This window comes from Serratia sp. NA_112.1, from assembly GCF_052691715.1.
In genome coordinates this window covers 757,886-775,344 of the sequence record NZ_JBQZFO010000001.1, presented here as the reverse complement: position 1 = coordinate 775,344, position 17,459 = coordinate 757,886, and the positions used below count along the sequence as shown (strand labels likewise).

Annotated in this window: 19 protein-coding genes; 9 read left to right on the top strand and 10 right to left on the bottom strand. The window is 55.4% G+C overall.

Going from position 1 to position 17,459, the window contains the following annotated elements; all coding sequences use genetic code 11:
* Positions 1–43: 43 nt before the first annotated feature.
* The gene (gene ltaE / locus ACUTQ5_RS03795; RefSeq protein WP_445650148.1) at positions 44–1,060 is read left to right on the top strand and encodes a low-specificity L-threonine aldolase; all 1,017 of its coding nucleotides are present in this window, start codon (positions 44–46) and stop codon (positions 1,058–1,060) included.
* A 158-nt stretch (positions 1,061–1,218) separates the two neighbouring features.
* On the opposite strand, the gene ACUTQ5_RS03790 is transcribed toward ltaE, so the two are convergent.
* Positions 1,219–1,566, bottom strand: coding sequence for a DUF1294 domain-containing protein (locus ACUTQ5_RS03790; protein WP_445650147.1), 348 nt, complete (start codon positions 1,564–1,566; stop codon positions 1,219–1,221).
* A gap of 153 nt (positions 1,567–1,719) precedes the next feature.
* Here ACUTQ5_RS03790 and ACUTQ5_RS03785 point away from each other — a divergent pair, with 153 nt between their 5' ends.
* Positions 1,720–3,159 (top strand): DUF2867 domain-containing protein, encoded by a 1,440-nt coding sequence (locus ACUTQ5_RS03785; protein ID WP_445650146.1) that lies wholly within the window; start codon positions 1,720–1,722, stop codon positions 3,157–3,159.
* 219 nt (positions 3,160–3,378) lie between these two features.
* On the top strand, positions 3,379–4,389 hold the full coding sequence (locus ACUTQ5_RS03780; protein ID WP_012006093.1) for an NAD-dependent epimerase/dehydratase family protein: 1,011 nt from the start codon (positions 3,379–3,381) through the stop codon (positions 4,387–4,389).
* Here the strand turns inward: ACUTQ5_RS03780 and ACUTQ5_RS03775 are convergent, their stop codons facing one another.
* The 3 genes from ACUTQ5_RS03775 to ACUTQ5_RS03765 all read right to left on the bottom strand — a co-directional run bounded on the left by ACUTQ5_RS03775 (position 4,390) and on the right by ACUTQ5_RS03765 (position 6,246).
* Positions 4,390–5,226: an N-acetylmuramoyl-L-alanine amidase gene (locus ACUTQ5_RS03775; protein WP_445650145.1), complete on the bottom strand. Its 837-nt coding sequence runs from the start codon at positions 5,224–5,226 to the stop codon at positions 4,390–4,392.
* 401 nt (positions 5,227–5,627) lie between these two features.
* The gene (locus ACUTQ5_RS03770; RefSeq protein WP_445650144.1) at positions 5,628–5,810 is read right to left on the bottom strand and encodes a hypothetical protein; all 183 of its coding nucleotides are present in this window, start codon (positions 5,808–5,810) and stop codon (positions 5,628–5,630) included.
* Positions 5,811–5,922: 112 nt separating this feature from the next.
* Positions 5,923–6,246, bottom strand: a complete 324-nt coding sequence (locus tag ACUTQ5_RS03765; protein ID WP_209632527.1) for a heavy metal-binding domain-containing protein — start codon at positions 6,244–6,246, stop codon at positions 5,923–5,925.
* A 161-nt stretch (positions 6,247–6,407) separates the two neighbouring features.
* Between ACUTQ5_RS03765 and ACUTQ5_RS03760 the strand changes: the two genes are divergently transcribed.
* The 6 genes from ACUTQ5_RS03760 to artJ (ACUTQ5_RS03735) all read left to right on the top strand — a co-directional run bounded on the left by ACUTQ5_RS03760 (position 6,408) and on the right by artJ (ACUTQ5_RS03735) (position 11,044).
* Positions 6,408–6,956 (top strand): lipoprotein, encoded by a 549-nt coding sequence (locus tag ACUTQ5_RS03760; RefSeq protein WP_445650143.1) that lies wholly within the window; start codon positions 6,408–6,410, stop codon positions 6,954–6,956.
* A gap of 261 nt (positions 6,957–7,217) precedes the next feature.
* Positions 7,218–7,946, top strand: a complete 729-nt coding sequence (artP, locus tag ACUTQ5_RS03755) for an arginine ABC transporter ATP-binding protein ArtP (RefSeq protein ID WP_017892236.1) — start codon at positions 7,218–7,220, stop codon at positions 7,944–7,946.
* 33 nt (positions 7,947–7,979) lie between these two features.
* A complete protein-coding gene (artJ, locus tag ACUTQ5_RS03750) occupies positions 7,980–8,711 on the top strand; it encodes an arginine ABC transporter substrate-binding protein (protein WP_445650142.1) in 732 nt (243 codons plus the stop codon).
* 9 nt (positions 8,712–8,720) lie between these two features.
* Positions 8,721–9,437 (top strand): arginine ABC transporter permease ArtQ, encoded by a 717-nt coding sequence (artQ, locus tag ACUTQ5_RS03745; protein ID WP_445650141.1) that lies wholly within the window; start codon positions 8,721–8,723, stop codon positions 9,435–9,437.
* On the top strand, positions 9,437–10,105 hold the full coding sequence (gene artM / locus ACUTQ5_RS03740; RefSeq protein ID WP_012006086.1) for an arginine ABC transporter permease ArtM: 669 nt from the start codon (positions 9,437–9,439) through the stop codon (positions 10,103–10,105). Before artQ ends, artM begins: the two co-directional genes overlap by 1 nt.
* A 204-nt stretch (positions 10,106–10,309) precedes the next feature.
* On the top strand, positions 10,310–11,044 hold the full coding sequence (gene artJ, locus ACUTQ5_RS03735; RefSeq protein ID WP_445650140.1) for an arginine ABC transporter substrate-binding protein: 735 nt from the start codon (positions 10,310–10,312) through the stop codon (positions 11,042–11,044).
* A gap of 168 nt (positions 11,045–11,212) precedes the next feature.
* Here the strand turns inward: artJ (ACUTQ5_RS03735) and rlmC are convergent, their stop codons facing one another.
* The 6 genes from rlmC to potF form a co-directional block, all read right to left on the bottom strand.
* Positions 11,213–12,340: a 23S rRNA (uracil(747)-C(5))-methyltransferase RlmC gene (gene rlmC, locus ACUTQ5_RS03730; protein WP_445650139.1), complete on the bottom strand. Its 1,128-nt coding sequence runs from the start codon at positions 12,338–12,340 to the stop codon at positions 11,213–11,215.
* Positions 12,341–12,408: 68 nt separating this feature from the next.
* Positions 12,409–12,888 carry a YbjO family protein gene (locus ACUTQ5_RS03725; protein WP_445650138.1) on the bottom strand — a complete coding sequence of 160 codons (480 nt, stop codon included), beginning with the start codon at positions 12,886–12,888 and terminating at the stop codon, positions 12,409–12,411.
* Positions 12,889–13,117: 229 nt separating this feature from the next.
* A complete protein-coding gene (potI, locus tag ACUTQ5_RS03720; protein ID WP_261089128.1) occupies positions 13,118–13,963 on the bottom strand; it encodes a putrescine ABC transporter permease PotI in 846 nt (281 codons plus the stop codon).
* Positions 13,960–14,925, bottom strand: coding sequence for a putrescine ABC transporter permease PotH (gene potH, locus ACUTQ5_RS03715; protein WP_445650137.1), 966 nt, complete (start codon positions 14,923–14,925; stop codon positions 13,960–13,962). Before potH ends, potI begins: the two co-directional genes overlap by 4 nt.
* A 25-nt stretch (positions 14,926–14,950) precedes the next feature.
* Positions 14,951–16,084 (bottom strand): putrescine ABC transporter ATP-binding subunit PotG, encoded by a 1,134-nt coding sequence (gene potG / locus ACUTQ5_RS03710; protein WP_012006079.1) that lies wholly within the window; start codon positions 16,082–16,084, stop codon positions 14,951–14,953.
* Positions 16,085–16,331: 247 nt separating this feature from the next.
* On the bottom strand, positions 16,332–17,441 hold the full coding sequence (potF, locus tag ACUTQ5_RS03705; protein WP_174352880.1) for a spermidine/putrescine ABC transporter substrate-binding protein PotF: 1,110 nt from the start codon (positions 17,439–17,441) through the stop codon (positions 16,332–16,334).
* Between the last annotated feature and the right edge of the window lie 18 nt (positions 17,442–17,459).

Genomic DNA, 17,459 nt, shown 5'->3' with positions numbered 1-17,459 from the left:
AACAACGCTGCGGCTTGAAAGATGAAGGGGATAAGGAATTTTTATGCTTATCGATCTACGCAGTGACACCGTGACCCGCCCCAGCGCCGCTATGCGCGATGCCATGGCCCAGGCGGAAGTGGGTGATGATGTTTACGGCGATGACCCTACGGTCAACGCTCTGGAGGCAGAGGCGGTCCGCCTGTCCGGTAAAGAGGCGGCGCTGTTCTTGCCAAGCGGTACCCAGGCCAACCTGGTGGCGTTGCTAAGCCATTGCCAGCGCGGTGACGAATATATTGTCGGCCAGCAGGCGCATAACTATAAATACGAGGCCGGCGGTGCGGCGGTGCTCGGCAGCATCCAACCACAGCCGATTGAAGCTAACCCGGACGGCACCCTGCCGCTCGATAAGGTCGCGGCGGCCATCAAACCCGACGATATCCACTTTGCCAAAACTCGCCTACTGAGCCTGGAAAACACCATCAGTGGCCGCGTGCTTCCGCTGGAATACCTGCAGCAAGCCTGGCAGTTCAGCCGTGAACATCAGTTGGCGTTGCACATCGACGGCGCACGCATCTTTAACGCCGCCGTCGCGCTGAACCTGCCCTTAAAAGAGATTGTGCAGTACTGCGACACCTTCACCATTTGCCTGTCGAAAGGATTGGGCGCCCCGGTGGGCTCCTTGCTGTGCGGCAGTGAAGCCTTTATCCAGCAGGCCCTGCGCTGGCGTAAAATGACCGGGGGTGGCCTGCGCCAGGCCGGTATTCTGGCCGCGGCCGGTCTCTATGCGCTGGAGCACAATGTCGAACGCCTGCGAGAGGATCACGACAATGCCAAATGGCTGGAGCAGCAACTGCAACAGATTGGCGTTGAGATTGTTGAACCGGGCGCGCAAACCAACGTATTGTACCTGCGCCAGTCACCAGAGCTGGCAGCCAAACTGGGTCCCTGGATGCGTGAGCGCGGCGTGCTGATCAGCAGTGGGCCACTGACGCGCATTCTGACCCACCTTGACGTCAGCCGTCAGGATTTGCAGCAAGTGGTCGATTTATGGCAGCAGTTCCTCAGGCAGCACGCCTGAGTTCCGAATCTCCCTGACATCACCGTCAGGGAGATTCACATCAGTTACCGAGAGCGGCCACGAAGCGACGGGTGATCTGCTGCGGACGAGTAATGGCCCCGCTTACGGCCTGGCGGTGCAGGAAACGGCGAGCGCTACCCTGCCGTTACTGCTGTAAATCAAAGTATCCAGCGGCCATAAACCCAGTACCAAATCGCCAGCGTCGCCACAATGTTCAGCACCACGCTGACGATAAAAACGCTTTTGAACGGCTGTTTCTGGGTTTTATGGCGAAATACCTGCTGCGCAACTATCGCCCCTACCCAACCGCCCACCAGCCCGAACACCAGCAGCGTGCTTTCCGGCACCCGTTGCCAGCTTCTGCGTGCAGCAAACTTATCCGCACCATAGACCACCAGCGTCAGCAGGTTAGCCAACAGCCACCACATCCAGATCGGATGCAGGAAAAACAAACTGGCGATCAGCGCCAGCCCCAACAGGGCATAACAAACAGCATTGAGTTTCATATTTTCCGGCTTAGCGCAGACAAACGGCGGATAGTGTGACGTCCCCCGCAAGCGGATGCAATGCCCGCATAACCATACAAAAAGTGCATTTAAACCACGAGTTTGGCATCCTGTGACTATGCTAAACAGACTTTCACCGCAAAGGTGGCGCTAATGACAGCTCAACGCGTACTGGTTCTTGGAGCCAGCGGCTATATTGGCCAAAACCTGATCCCCCATCTGATCGAACAGGGACATCACATTACCGCCGCCGCACGTCGCATTGAATGGCTGCAGGAACAACACTGGCCGCAGGTTAACTGCCAATATGTCGACGTTTACCGACCGGAAACCCTGACCGCCGCACTGTGGGAGATCGACGCGGTTTATTATCTGATCCACGGTATGGGCGACGGCGATGATTTTATTGAAAAGGAACGCCAGGCCGCTGAAAACCTTCGTGACACGCTGCGCAATTCCAGCGTCAAACAGGTGATTTTTCTCGGCGCATTGCAGCCCGAGGGCGACAGCTCGCCACACCTGGTGGCACGCAAGTTGACCGGGGAGATCCTGCGTCAGAGTGGTGTTCCCGTCACCGAGCTAAGAGCCAGTATTATTGTCGGCCCAGGATCGGCCGCATTCGAAATCATGCGCGATATGGTGTACAACCTGCCGGTGCTTACGCCGCCGCGCTGGGTACGTTCCAAATCGTCACCGGTGGCGTTGGAAAACCTGTTGGTGTATCTGGCCGATCTGCTGTCACATCCGGCGGAAGAAAGCCGCATTTTTGACGTCGCCGGCCCGGAATACATCAGCTATCAAACCATGTTTGAACGCTTTATCGCCATCAGCGGCAAAAAACGTTGGCTGATCCCGATCCCGCTACCGACCCGTTTTATCTCGGTCTGGTTTATCAGCATGATCACCTCAGTGCCCACGTCTATTGCCAGCGCACTGATCCAGGGATTGAACCACGATCTGCCCGCCGACGGTAAACCGCTGCAGGCGCTGATCCCGCAAAAGCTGCAAACCTTCGATCAGGCGGTGACGGCCACCCTGCAACGCGAAGAAGAGGTGGTCGATTCCGCCGACTGGGGTTACGACCCGGAAGCGCGGGCGCGCTGGCGGCCGGGCTATGGTTTTTATCCGAAGCAGGCGGGTTGCTCGATAGAAACCCAGGCATCCAGCCAGGCTCTGTGGCATACGGTGCAGCAACTGGGTGGCAAAGAGGGCTATTTTTACGCCAATATCCTGTGGCAGATCCGAGCACGTATGGACGATATGATTGGCAATCGCGTGGTTTATGGCCGGCCACAGCGCGACACGCTGGAGGTTGGCGACGTCGTCGACGGCTGGAAGGTGATCACCCTCAAGCCACAACGACAACTGGCGTTGCTATTCGGCATGAAAGCCCCTGGGCTGGGTCGGCTGACCTTCACCATCAAAGATCACGGCGACCATCGGACCCTGGATGTACGGGCCTGGTGGCACCCCGCCGGGTTTAGTGGGCTGCTGTATTGGTTCGCCATGATGCCCGCTCATCTGTTTATTTTTCGCGGTATGGCCCGGCGTATCGCCAGGCTGGCTGAAGAACACCCGCGCAATCAGCCTTAACCATACCCTATAGCTTTCAAATTGCGGCTAGGCGCCTAGCTGCGGCTTGAAAGATGACGAGTATAGTGCTCATTTGTCGATCAACCGCACACTTTGCTGCTGCGGTTAGGTCCTTTCCGATTGCATAGAGCACGAAATAACGGAAGAATGGCATCTTATTTGCTGGAGCGCCGCTGAAGGCCGTCAGCATTCTGATTTTTGGTGAGAATAGAGTTCGTTATGAAGGTATTGGTCACCGGTGCAACCAGTGGGTTAGGCCGTAACGCCGTTGAATATCTGCGCCGTCAGGGCATCAAAGTACGCGCCACCGGTCGCAACCAGGCGATGGGCAGTCTGCTGGAAAAAATGGGTGCGGAATTCATTCATGCCGATCTCACCAATCTGATCTCATCGCAGGCCAAAGCCATGCTGGCCGATGTGGACGTGCTGTGGCACTGCTCCAGTTTCACGTCTCCCTGGGGTACCGAAGAAGCCTTTGAACTGGCTAACGTGCGCGCTACCCGTCGCCTGGGCGAATGGGCGGCGGCCTACGGCGTTTCGCAGTTTATCCATATCTCTTCGCCAGCGGTTTACTTCGACTATCATCACCATCGCAACGTTACCGAAGACTTCCGCCCTGTACGCTATGCCAACGAGTTTGCCCGCAGCAAAGCCGCCGGTGAACAAGTGATCCAGCAGTTGGCGCTGTCCAATCCTCAGACCCACTTCACCATCCTGCGTCCTCAGGGGTTATTCGGACCGCACGACAAGGTGATGCTGCCGCGTCTGTTACAGATGATTAAACGTTATGGCAACCTGCTGCTGCCACGCGGCGGTGCCGCGCTGGTGGACATGACCTATCTGGAAAACGCAGTGCACGCTATGTGGCTGGCGACCCAGAAAGAAAATACCCCGTCGGGCCGCGCCTATAACATCACCAATCAGCAGCCGCGTCAGCTACGCAGCGTGGTGCAGCAATTAATCGACGAGTTGGGCATGAAGTGTCGGATCCGCTCGGTACCCTACCCGATGCTCGACATGATGGCGCGCGGCATGGAAAAGCTCGGCAGCAAAAGTGAAAAAGAGCCGGTGCTGACCCACTATGGCGTCGCCAAACTTAATTTTGATCTGACGCTGGACACCACGCGCGCCCAGCAAGAACTGGACTATCGACCCATTATTTCGCTGGATGAAGGTATCTCGCGCACCGCCCGCTGGCTGAAGGATCACGGCAAGCTGCACGGTCTGTAATTAACGGGCAGCGCCATATTTCAGCAACAGCGCGTCGACAATCGCCTCACTCTCCGCATCCGGCTCACCGCGATAATCGCTGGGTCGGAAATGCATCTGAAACGCCGCCAGCACGTTTTTTTGCTGTCTGGCATCCCAGCGCGCATCCATGCCATAACCGTAACTCGCCAGCTTGGCCATCAATGGTGCCAGCGGCACTTCGGCATACTTATCCCGCCCGGCCAAGAATTTCTGCACCTGATCCTCATCCGGCCAGGCACCTATACCCGCCTGCGCCAACTGTTGCCAGGGGAATAGCGGACCTGGATCCTGCTTGCGCTGCGGCGCAATATCGCTGTGCCCCACCACGTCCGTTGGCAAAATACCGTAGCGCTGGATAATATCGCGGCTCAGTGGGATCAACAGGGCAATTTGCTGTGGCGTATAAGGCTGCCAGTGGGTAAACAGCAACGTGCGGTTGAACCCGCGATTAACTATCTCAATACCGATAGAGGTGTCATTGAGGTTGGTTCTGCCACGCCAACTACTGGCTCCGGCATGCCATGCTCGCAGCGCTTCCGGCACCAGTTGGAATGCCACCGGTTTTCCCTGAGCCATCAGCGGATGCGCCGGCAACAAATAATGTGCGCTGACGTGTTCATCCGTCAGGGTTTTCAATGAGGAATGGAAGTCTTCGGCAGTGTAATGCATCACCAGAAAACGAATGCGCTGGTCTGTGCCCTGAGCCTGATGCAGAGTTTCAAGCTGATAGCCACCATGATCGACGAGGCTGTCCTGCGGCATGCTTTGGCAACCTGCAAGCAGCGCTGCGGCAAATATCCCTGGCCAAATTTTCACGAATCCCTCCTGCGGTTTAAATACGCCAATTTGTAACTCGGATTGATTAACTTGCATCCAATAATCAACTTATTCAATTAATGATGACAGACTGGCCAGATGTGCAAGTGAGTGTTGCTCTACGCTGGCAGACTCTATGGCAGATGGTAGCTTCATAATATTACCTGTGCTGAAAAAAGTGAGTCACCATGTTCAAGCCAAACTCCCTCACATGGCTGATCTGCCTCGCCATGCTGCCGCTCAGTGGCTGTGACCAAAAGACCGTGGCGAACGCGATGGGGGCAACCCCGGCGTCCGCAACGTCCTCCCCTGCAGCGACGGCCTATACCCCATTGAGGTACCAACGGCAGTTGCCCGTCAGCCAATGACAGCCCCGAACTTTACCCATATAGGGGCAGTCACTACACCACATGTAGCGGTACCTTCAGCAGGCAGCCCATATACCGACGGCTAAACCGATCGCCCATACGGCACCCGAGGCCAACGTTTTCCGCCCACAGCAAATGCAACAACGGCCAAATACCCTGAAGCCGCATAACGCGCCGCAGCCGTTCCACCCACAGCAAGTTCAACAGGTGCAACATCGTCCTGATCCGGTAGCCAAACCGCAGGAACACCGCCCAGTCAAAATTGAAGAACCTAAAGCCGGATAATAAGAGGACGCCCCGGCAAAAACCGGGACGTCAGAGGAAAGGATTAACGACTGATTTTCACTGCGGTACCGCTGACGGTGACCATCAACATGCTGCTGTCTTTACCCACGGTTTCGTAGTCGATATCAATACCGACCACTGCGTTGGCGCCCAACTCTTGTGCCTGCTCTTCCAGCTCCTTGAAGGCGATCAGACGCGCTTTACGCAGCTCTTTCTCATAAGCCCCGGAACGGCCGCCGACGATGTCACGCACGCCTGCGAAGAAATCGCGGAAAATATTGGCACCCAAAATAGCCTCGCCGGTGACAACGCCGCAGTATTCGGTAATGGTAAACCCTTCCAGGGTCGGGGTGGTTGAAAGCTGCATCAAAACTCCTTGCTTGATTGATTCATGGTATTAATCTGACCATCGTTTTAGCATTATGTTCTGTCTTGAAATGGCACGCACTACGAATGCAAGGCCTGAAATCGCATTTATACTGTAGGCTAGTGGTCTTCATGGTAGAGACTTTCACATAAGGTAATGAGATGAAAACAAAAACGATTGCGGCTGTTTTTCCCTTAGCGCTGTTACTGAGTGCCTGCACCACCGTTGAACCGGCATTCAAGGATATCGGCACCCGTACCGGCGGTTGTGTGGAAGGCGGCCCGGATGCGGTCGCACAGAAATTTTACGATCTGCGCCTGCAGCAAGGTGCCGGAACCGCCCTGCCGGACAGCAACCGTCTGGCACAATTGCAGCCTTACCTGAGTAAAGTACTGTACCAGGATCTGGTGACGGCTAACCAGAACCCTGGCAAACATCAGGTCACCGGCGATCTGTTTACCGGCAATGCCCAGGGGCCGACCAGCGCTACCGTCGCCAGCGCGTCGACCATTCCTAATACCGATGCCAAAAATATCCCGTTGCGCGTTCAGCTAAGCTACCAGAAGGATGGCGGCAGCGCAGTCAACTGGCAGGATGAAGTGCTGATGGTGCGCGAAGGCACCTGTTGGGTCGTGGACGATATCCGCTATCTGAACGTACCGCCGCACGCCGCCAGCGGCACGCTGCGTCAGGTATTGGAAAACCAGTAAGCCAACTCAACCACCGGTGCCCTTGGGTTCCGGTGGTTAGATAAAGACTTTGATTGCGCGCAATATTTGTTCAATTTGAGAAATTTCGCTACCTGCCTCACAGCATGCACGACAAATCCCCCCTTCGAACCTGACTCGCGGTATCTTGTGCTATCCTTTTACTATTCTGCCGCGCAGTAATAAATTTTAACGCACAAAGATTGCATAAGTATTCTGTGGAAGTTAACATTCGCGGCATCAATATCTATTCAATTCTGGCGCATGAGCATTCAACTTAACGGTATCAACTGCTATTACGGCGCACATCAGGCGCTGTTTGACATCACGCTGGATTGCCCAGCAGGGGAAACCTTAGTGCTGCTGGGTCCAAGCGGCGCGGGGAAAAGCTCGTTATTGCGGGTATTAAACCTGTTGGAAATGCCGCGTTCGGGCCAGCTGCAGATCGCCGGTAACCAATTCGACTTTAAGCAGGCTCCGGGCGAAAAAGCCATTCGCGAGCTACGTCAGAATGTCGGCATGGTATTCCAGCAATACAATCTCTGGCCTCACCTCACCGTAGTGCAAAACCTGATCGAAGCGCCTTGCCGCGTGCTGGGCCTGACCAAGGCTCAGGCGATGGAGCGTGCCGACAAGTTGCTCAAACGTCTGCGTCTGACCGACTTTGCCGATCGTTTCCCGCTGCACCTTTCCGGCGGCCAACAGCAACGTGTGGCTATTGCCCGCGCGCTGATGATGGAACCGCAGGTATTGCTGTTTGATGAACCGACCGCCGCGCTAGACCCTGAGATCACCGCCCAAATCGTCAGCATCATTCGCGAATTGGCTGGCACCGGGATCACCCAGGTGATCGTAACCCACGAGGTGGAAGTGGCACGCAAAACCGCCAGCCGCGTGGTATACATGGAAAACGGCCACGTAGTGGAACAGGGCGATGCCAGCCACTTCAAGAGTCCACAGACCACCGAGTTTGCCAATTACTTATCACACTAACAATTTTACTTGCTGTAATTTGGGGAGTTTGCGATGAAAAAACTAATAATCGCCGCCGTTCTGGCTAGCATCAGCGTTTCCGCCTCTGCAGCCGAAACCATCCGTTTCGCTACCGAAGCTTCTTATCCTCCATTTGAGTTTATTGACGCCAGCAACAAGATCCAGGGCTTTGATGTCGATCTGGCCAATGCGCTGTGTAAAGAGATCCAGGCCGAATGTACTTTCACCAATCAGGCTTTTGACAGCCTGATCCCGAGCCTGAAGTTCAAGCGCTTCGACGCGGTGATGGCCGGTATGGACATCACGCCGGAGCGTGAAAAGCAGGTGCTGTTTACCAAGCCGTATTACGATAACTCAGCCCTGTTTGTAGCCCAAAAAGGCAAGGTGGCTGACGTAGCCGCGCTGAAAGGCAAGAAAGTGGGCGTGCAGAACGGCACCACCCATCAGAAATACCTGACCGATAAGCACCCGGAAATCACCACCGTGCCTTACGACAGCTATCAGAACGCCATTCTGGATCTGAAAAATGGCCGCGTTGATGCGGTATTCGGCGACACTGCAGTGGTCAACGAATGGCTGAAACAGAATACGGTTCTGGCCGCCGTGGGCGACAAAGTGACCGATAAAGACTACTTCGGTACCGGCCTGGGCATTGCCGTTCGCCAGAAAAATACCGATCTGCAAGGCAAGTTCAACGCCGCTTTGGACAAGATCAAACAGGATGGGACTTACGAAACCATCTACAAAAAATGGTTCCAGCAGTAATCAACTCTGATGAATGAAATTCAACCTTTAGCAAGCGCCGCCGGGATGACCGTCGGCCTTGCCGTTTGTGCCCTTATCCTTGGGCTGATCCTGGCGATGCTGTTTGCCGTCTGGGAGTCATCACGCTGGAAAGTGGTTAGCTGGCTCGGCACCGCCTGGGTCACTGTGTTGCGCGGCCTGCCGGAAATTCTGGTGGTGCTGTTCATCTATTTCGGCTCATCGCAGCTGTTGTTGATGCTGTCCGATGGCTTCACCCTGAACCTCGGCCTGTTCCAACTGCCGATCCAACTGGCGATTGATAACTTTGAAGTCAGCCCGTTCCTGTGCGGCGTTATTGCCCTTGCCCTGCTCTACTCGGCCTATGCGTCGCAAACGCTGCGTGGCGCGCTGAAGGCCGTGCCACAGGGTCAATGGGAGTCCGGTCAGGCGCTGGGAATGAGCACCGCGGCAATCTTCTTCCGCCTGATCATGCCGCAGATGTGGCGTCACGCGCTACCCGGTCTTGGCAACCAATGGTTGGTATTACTGAAAGATACCGCGTTGGTGTCACTGATCAGCGTTAACGATCTGATGCTGCAAACCAAAAGCATTGCCACCCGCACCCAGGAGCCTTTTACCTGGTATGTGATAGCGGCGGCGATTTATCTGGTGGTCACCCTGTTCAGCCAGTACATCATTAAACGCATCGAACTGCGCACCACGCGTTTTGAGCGGGGGCCATCCTGATGTTTGAGTTCTTGCCGGAAATTATCAAAGGGCTGCACACCAGCCTGACGCTGACCATCACCGCGCTGATCGTGGCGCTGGTGCTATCACTGGTGCTGACGGTGATCCTGACGCTGAAAACGCCGATCCTGACGCCGTTGGTAAAAATCTATATCACCCTGTTCACCGGTACGCCGCTGCTAGTGCAGATCTTCCTGATCTACTACGGCCCCGGTCAGTTCCCGGCGATCCGCGAGTATCCGTGGTTATGGAATTTGCTGTCGCAGCCGTGGCTGTGTGCGATGATCGCATTGGCGCTAAACAGTGCCGCCTATACCACCCAACTGTTTTACGGGGCGGTACGGGCGATACCGGCCGGCCAATGGCAATCTTGTGAAGCCCTCGGCATGTCGCGTTCGCAGTCGCTGCGTATCCTGCTGCCGTTTGCCTTCAAGCGTGCGCTGTCGTCTTACTCCAACGAAGTGGTGCTGGTGTTCAAAAGTACCTCGCTGGCCTATACCATCACCCTGATGGAAGTCATGGGCTACAGCCAGTTGATGTATGGCCGTACCTACGACGTGATGGTGTTTGGCGCTGCCGGACTGGTGTATCTGTGCGTCAACGGCTTGCTGACGCTGCTGATGCGCTTGGTCGAGCGCCGTGCATTGGCGTTTGAACGTCGCAACTGAGTCAAGCGATACTCTCAAAGCCCTGCCATCGCGTGGGGCTTTTTTACACCCGAAACAAATTTTTAATCATTTATATTGCATATTAATTCATTAAGTGGCAGGGTTAACACCAACCGACAGCCGCCAAAACCCCTGGGTTATTGTCAGTAAAATCAAGCGGTGACGAGATAAAAACACGCAGACTTGCAGACAGGAGCTTTAAGCATGAAAAAACTATTGCTGGCCGCCACAGTATTAGCAGGCATCACCTTTAACGCCAGCGCAGCCGAGACCATTCGTTTCGCCGCTTCCGCCACCTACCCGCCGTTCGAGTCGCTGGATGCCAACAACAAGATCGTGGGCTTTGATATCGATCTGGCTAACGCGCTGTGCAAACAAATGAAGGCCGAATGCACCTTCACCAACCAGGCGTTTGACAGCCTGATCGCCGCGCTGAAATTCAAGAAATACGACGCGGTAATCTCCGGTATGGACATCACGCCAGAGCGCAGCAAGCAAGTTGCCTTCACTCAGCCCTATTACGCCAACTCGGCAATTGTGATTGCCGAAAAAGGTAAATTCAGCTCGCTGGCGGATCTGAAAGGGAAAAAGATCGGCATGGAGAACGGCACCACCCACCAGAAATACATGCAGGACAAGCATCCGGAGATTAGCACCGTCTCTTACGACAGCTATCAGAACGCCATTCTCGAGTTGAAAAATGGCCGTATTGACGGCGTATTCGGTGATACCGCCGTGGTGAATGAGTGGCTGAAGAACAATCCTCAGTTGGCTCCGGTAGGTGAACACGTTACCGATGCACAATACTTCGGTACCGGTCTGGGTATTGCGGTACGTCCGGACAATCAGGCGCTGCTGGCCAAGCTCAACAGCGCGCTGGACGCCATTAAGGCCGACGGCACCTACAAAGCCATTAACGACAAGTGGTTCCCTCAGTAGCCACAGTTCAGGGCGTGGAATACCATGCCCTGCTTACCAATGGAAAGATTTCCGGCTAGTACGTATCCCGTCTGGTCTATCGCGTCATCGGCGAGGAGATTGGGTGCAGGTACTTTCGATAGGTCAACGTGAGCGCTCCGAGGCCTATACTTCAGCCAAAAAACGCTTTTAATGACGAACGAGCAGCGTCAGCACTTCGTAATGGGCGGTATGCGGGAACATATCAAACAGCTGTACGCGCTCGATGCGGTAATCCGGCAACATCTCAATGTCTTTCGCCATCGTCTCGGCGTTGCAGCTCGAATACAAAATATAGCCCGGTGCCATCTGGTTCAGATAGTCGCACAGTGCCTTGCCAATACCGCGTCGCGGCGGATTAACCAGCACCAGCTGCGGCACGCTGCCTTCAGCGGTAGCGAACCGGGTAGAATCTAGCGCCTGGAAATCGACGTGTCGCAAACCCAGAGTTTCCGCCGACTGGCGTGCACAGGCAATCGCCTCGGCGCTGATCTCGATGCCGGTCAGGCGTGTTTCCGGCAGTGCGCAATGCAGGCCAAATCCACCCACACCGCAGAACAGATCCCACATGCTGTTGATACCCAATACCCGCACCCAGTCACGGGCGGTGGCGTACAGTTCGGCAGCCACCTGCGGATTGGTCTGGAAGAAGCTTTGCGGACGGATATACAGCGGCACCTGATTAAATTGCTCTTCCAGCGCCTGTTGCTCGGTCAGTGGGATCTCGCGCTCCCCTTCCATAATCGCCATATGTACCGGCTGAATATTGGCAGAAATCACCCTGAGCTGCGGCAACTGCTGTTGCAACCACGGCAGTGCGGCACGCAACTGCGCCAGCTTGCTGTCCGAACGCAGCACGAAGCGCAGCATTACACCACCACTGTGGGTACTTTCAGTCAGTAATAGGTACTTCAGTTCACCGCGTTTACGCGCCACGTTGTAGGGCGTCAGGCCGGCGCGGGCGATAAAGCTTTTCAGCACATCAAACAACGGCGAGAAGCTGGCGGGATACAGCGGACAGGCGCTGAGATCCACCGCCGTGCCATCACGATACAGCATGCCCAGTAGCGGACGCTCTACGCTGCCGCTGACCACCATTTTGGCTTTATTGCGAAATGCGCTCTGCTCGCCGGCGACCGGCTGCAGCCACTGCGCAACGTCACGTTCGCCCAGCAGTGATTGCAGATGATGCTGTTTGTCCGTCAGTTGCTGCGGGTACGGCTTTTCCAACCACTGACAGGAACGGCAGGTGCCCGCCGTATACAAAGCGCATTGCATGAAGATAACCCTGAGTTCGGGGTGAATAATTAAGGGCGCAGAGTTTATCACTCTACGCCGTTAAAATCTCAATTGCGCGCGGCGAAATAATGGCGACTGGTAGCAGGAACAAACAATAATGCCAGGATGACGATATCAGGAATTTTTTGCAGGATCAGGACGTGCAGAATTTGGCCGCTGGTTTCACCTTCAACGGTAAACACCTCCGGCAGAAAACCGCCAATGGTGGCCAACAGCAGATAACCGACCACCAAGCACTGGCAGGCCACATAGCCCCAACGCCCCCAGTTGCGGCCGCGCATCACCGCAAAACCGCAACTGATTTGCAGGCACAGTAATACCAGGCCAGCCAAAAAGATCAGGGTGGAATCCCAGGCCTGGGCACTGGTGCTGACGAACTCCTGAGCGCCATCGACCCCCAGTTCCCCCAACAGCAACAGCACGCTGATGCACTTGATAGCCACCATCGCCGTTCCGGCCACCATCACCGGCACTGGCGCATCCAAATTCATTCTTATTCCCTGCCTGCTGTTCAGCATGTCTGACATGTCCATGTTCCGCAACAAAACGCCACCTATTCAAACTCATCCCACTCGCTTCAGCCCAATATTAGGGGAAACCGGGGGATGGGGTTCCCAGAGGGATGCCCCACCCCCGGGTCGCCCCGGGTATCTCGAACTTTTCAACGTTCAGGATCGGCCTATTCAGGTGGCATATATAAAGTCAGGTAATCAATTGCAATACCAATAATTGCAAAAATAGCAGGTTTAATCAGACTCAGCTACGGGCAGCCTTTTGTAATTCGCGCGATCGCTGTTTTTCCGAGCGTGCCATAAACCACCATGCAATCAGGCCGATAACGCCGACCACCAGCAGGATCAAACTCGCCAGCGCGTTAATTTCCGGATTAACCCCCATGCGTACGCTGGAGAACACCAGCATCGGCAAGGTGGTCGCTCCCGGCCCGGCGACAAAACTGGCAATCACCAGGTCATCCAGCGACAGGGTAAAGGCCAACATCCAACCGGCGATCAGCGCCGGTGCAATCATCGGCAAAGTGATCACGAAAAACACTTTCAGCGGTGTCGCGCCCAGATCCATCGCCGCTTCTTCGATAGAGCGATCCAACTCACGCAGGCGCGAACTGATCACCACCGAAACGTAGGCAGTACAGAAAGTAACGTGCGCCAACCAGATGGTGAACATCCCCCGTTCAGACGGCCAACCAAAGGCATGCCCCATCGCCACAAACAGCAGCAGCAGCGACAAGCCGGTGATCACGTCCGGCATCACCAGCGGTGCCGTCAGCATAAAGGCAAAACCGGTTGAACCACGAAAACGGCCAAAACGGACCATCACCACTGCCGCAATTGCCCCCAGCACCACCGCGGCGGTCGCCGAGGCGGCGGCGATAGTCAGGCTGAGCCCGACGGCGCTGATCATCGCCGAATCATGGAACAATTCGGTATACCAGCGCGTTGACCAACCGGCCCACACCGTCACCAGTTTGGAACTGTTGAACGAGTAGATCACCAGCATCAGCATCGGCGCATACAAGAAGGTGAAACCCAACACCAAAATAGCGATACGCCACGGCGAACGTACTACCGGCAAGTTGTTCATCCCTGCCCCCCCATTTCCTTGTTCTGATGCTTGTGGAACCAGAGAGTCGGTACGATCAACAGCAGCAGCATGACGGTAGCCACTGCCGAGGCTACGGGCCAGTCACGGTTATTAAAGAACTCCTGCCACAGTACCCTGCCGATCATAATACTGTCCGGCCCACCCAGCAGCTCCGGGATCACGAATTCACCGACCGCCGGGATAAACACCAGCATCGAGCCGGCAATAATCCCGCCGCGGGTCAGCGGCATAATCACGCTGAAAAAGGTTTTCAGCGGTTTAGCCCCCAGATCCAGCGAAGCCTCCACCAGTGAATAGTCCAACCGCGTCAGCGCGGTATAAATCGGCAGCACCATAAACGGCAGGTAGGAATACACCACGCCGATATACACCGCCAGATTGGTATGCAGGATCACCAACGGCTGATCGATCACCCCGGTCCATAACAAGAAGTTATTGAGGATGCCGTTATTTTTCAAAATGCCCATCCAGGCGTAAACGCGGATCAGGAACGAGGTCCACGACGGCAGGATCACCAACAACAGCAAAATATTGCGGGTTGATGATTTACTGTGCGCCACTGCCCAAGCCAGCGGGTACCCAATGATGAGACAACAAACCGTCGATACCGCCGCCACCTGCAGTGATTGCAGATAAGCGTCTATATACAGCGGATCGTCGGTCAGTTGCAGATAATTGGCAAAATTGAGCGCGATGTCCAGCTTACCCTCTGCCCAGCTCATTAGGTCAGTGTAGGGCGGGACCGCCAACGCCAGTTCCGCCAGGCTGATCTTGAACACGATCAGGAACGGCAGCAGGAACAGCAACGTCAACCACAGCAGCGGCACCGCGATCACCAGTTTGCGACCATGGGCCATCTGCAGGCGCTGGAAAACGGCTTTTAGTGGGCCGGGCCCTTTGGCCGGCGGCTCCGGCGGTGTGTGTTCAGCAAGCATTGCCATAATGATTATTCCTCACCTTCTCGACTCACACCGTCAACACGACACAGCTGTCAGCTTCCCAGCACAATCGCACTTCGTCGCCCCAGGTCGGCATCCCTTTGCGGAAACGGTGACCGTTTTGCAATTGGGCGCTAATAATTTGGCCGCTGAGCAGCTTCACATGGTAGATAGACAGGTCACCGAGGTAGGCGATATGTGCCACTTCCCCTACCGCAAAATTGCAACCATCCTGCGGAACCTCTTCGCACAGCATGATTTTTTCCGGCCGCAGCGCGACCTGGATCGGCACGCCGTCCACTACCGAGGCGTCGGAGTCCACCTTAATCGCATGACGTAAACCGGGACTTTGCAGGATCAAGCCATCGTCATGGCGCTCTTGCAGCACACAATCAAAAACGTTGACCGAGCCGATAAATTCAGCGCTGAAACGGCTGTTCGGATGCTCGTAGATCTCTTCCGGCTCGCCGATCTGCACAAATTTGCCACGGTTCATGATGGCGATGCGCCCTGCCATGGTCATCGCCTCTTCCTGATCATGCGTGACCATCACGCAGGTCACACCAACCCGCTCAAGAATATCCGTCACTTCCAGCTGCATGCGGTCACGCAGCTTTTTATCCAGCGCACCCATCGGCTCATCGAGCAGCAGCAGTTTCGGCCGTTTGGCCAGGCTGCGTGCCAGCGCCACCCGCTGGCGTTGACCACCGGATAGCTGGTGCGGTTTACGCTTGGCGAACTCCTGCATGTGCACCAGTGACAGCATTTCCGCTACCCGATCGGCTATTTCCGCACGCGGCATTTTGTCCTGTTTCAGACCGAAGGCGATGTTTTGCTCTACCGTCATATGCGGGAACAGCGCGTAGGACTGGAACATCATATTAATCGGACGCTGGTAAGGGGGAACATGCGACATGTCCTGCCCATCGAGCACAATCTGCCCTTCCGTCGGCTGTTCAAAACCGGCCAGCATGCGCAACAACGTCGACTTCCCGCAGCCAGATGGCCCCAGCAAAGCGAATATTTCGCCTTTATAGATGGTCAGGCTGACGTCTTCGACCGCGTTTTGACCGTCAAAGGTTTTGGTGAGGTTACGGATTTCCAGCAGAGGGGTGAAGACCTTCTGCGACTTGGCTTGAGGACGAGGGATGACGTCGTTCAATCGGGGGGCTCTCCGGTGCAAACAGTACAAAAAACCACGGCGATTGCCATGGCCCAAAATGGCAACGCAGGCGGGGAGCACCCGCCTGCTGGTATGATACCGGGCTCAGCGTACTGAGCCCCTAGCCATCATCCTTCAAGCTGCCTCTGTGTTGGCTGCACCCGCTCACCCCAGTCACTTAGTTGACTAAGCTCCCAGGGATTTACGGCCTTGCCGCCTTGATGCAACTCGAATTATTTAGGGTATGTCATTTCCCGCTTTTAACTTTAGTCCAGGCGCGGGTAATCACACGATCCAGCTTCGGCGACTGCACGTTCAGCGTAAACAGCTTGGCGCGCAGATCGGCCGGTGGGTACACGTTCGGATTGTTGCGGACTTCGGCATTGACCAGCGGTGTAGAGTCCTTCACCGCGTTGGCGTAATACACGAAGTTACTGATCCCCGCCATTACGTCAGGCTTCATCAGGAAGTTCAGGAACTGGTAGGCAGCGTCCTTGTTTTTGGCGTCAGCCGGCATGGCGAACATGTCAAAGTAGGTCAGCGCCCCCTCTTTCGGGATTGCATAAGCCACGTTCACGCCGTTCTTAGCTTCTTTGGCACGGTTGGCCGCCTGCATCACGTCGCCGGACCAGCCGATCGCTACGCAGATATCACCGTTTGCCAAATCGTTGATATACTGGGAAGAGTGGAAATAACGGATGTTCGGCCGCAGCTTGAGCAACAGATCGTTGGCCGCACCTGTGTAGTCTGCCGCGTTGGTGCTGTTGGGATCTTTACCCAGGTAGTGCAGCACGGTGGCATAGACTTCGCTTGGCGCATCCAGGAAGGAAACACCGCAGCTTTTCAACTTCTCGAGGTTTTCCGGTTTGAGGATCAGATCCCAGCTGTCAACCGGAGCGTCTTTGCCCAGCACCGCCTTCACCTTGTCGACGTTATAGCCGATGCCGGTAGTCACCATCAGATAAGGGATACCGTACTTGTTGTCCTTGTCATTGTGCGCCACCAGTTGCAACATCTCGGGATCAAGGTTTTTGTAGTTCGGCATCTTGCTCTTGTCGAGCGGCTCGAAAATACCGGCCTTCGACTGACGCTCAAGGAAATTGGATGAAGGTACCACCAGATCATAACCGGTGCTGCCCGCCATCAGTTTGCCTTCCAACACTTCGTTGGAGTCAAAGACGTCGTACACCACTTTAATGCCGGTTTCTTTCTGGAATTTGGCCAAGGTGTCCGGCGCGATATAGTCGGACCAGTTATAGATGTGCAGCGTTTTTTCCTCGGCTGACGCCGTGACGCTTGCTGCCATCAGCAGGCCGGCAACCACACCCGATAACCACTTTTTACGTTGGGTGACCATCCGTAACTTCCTCCAAAA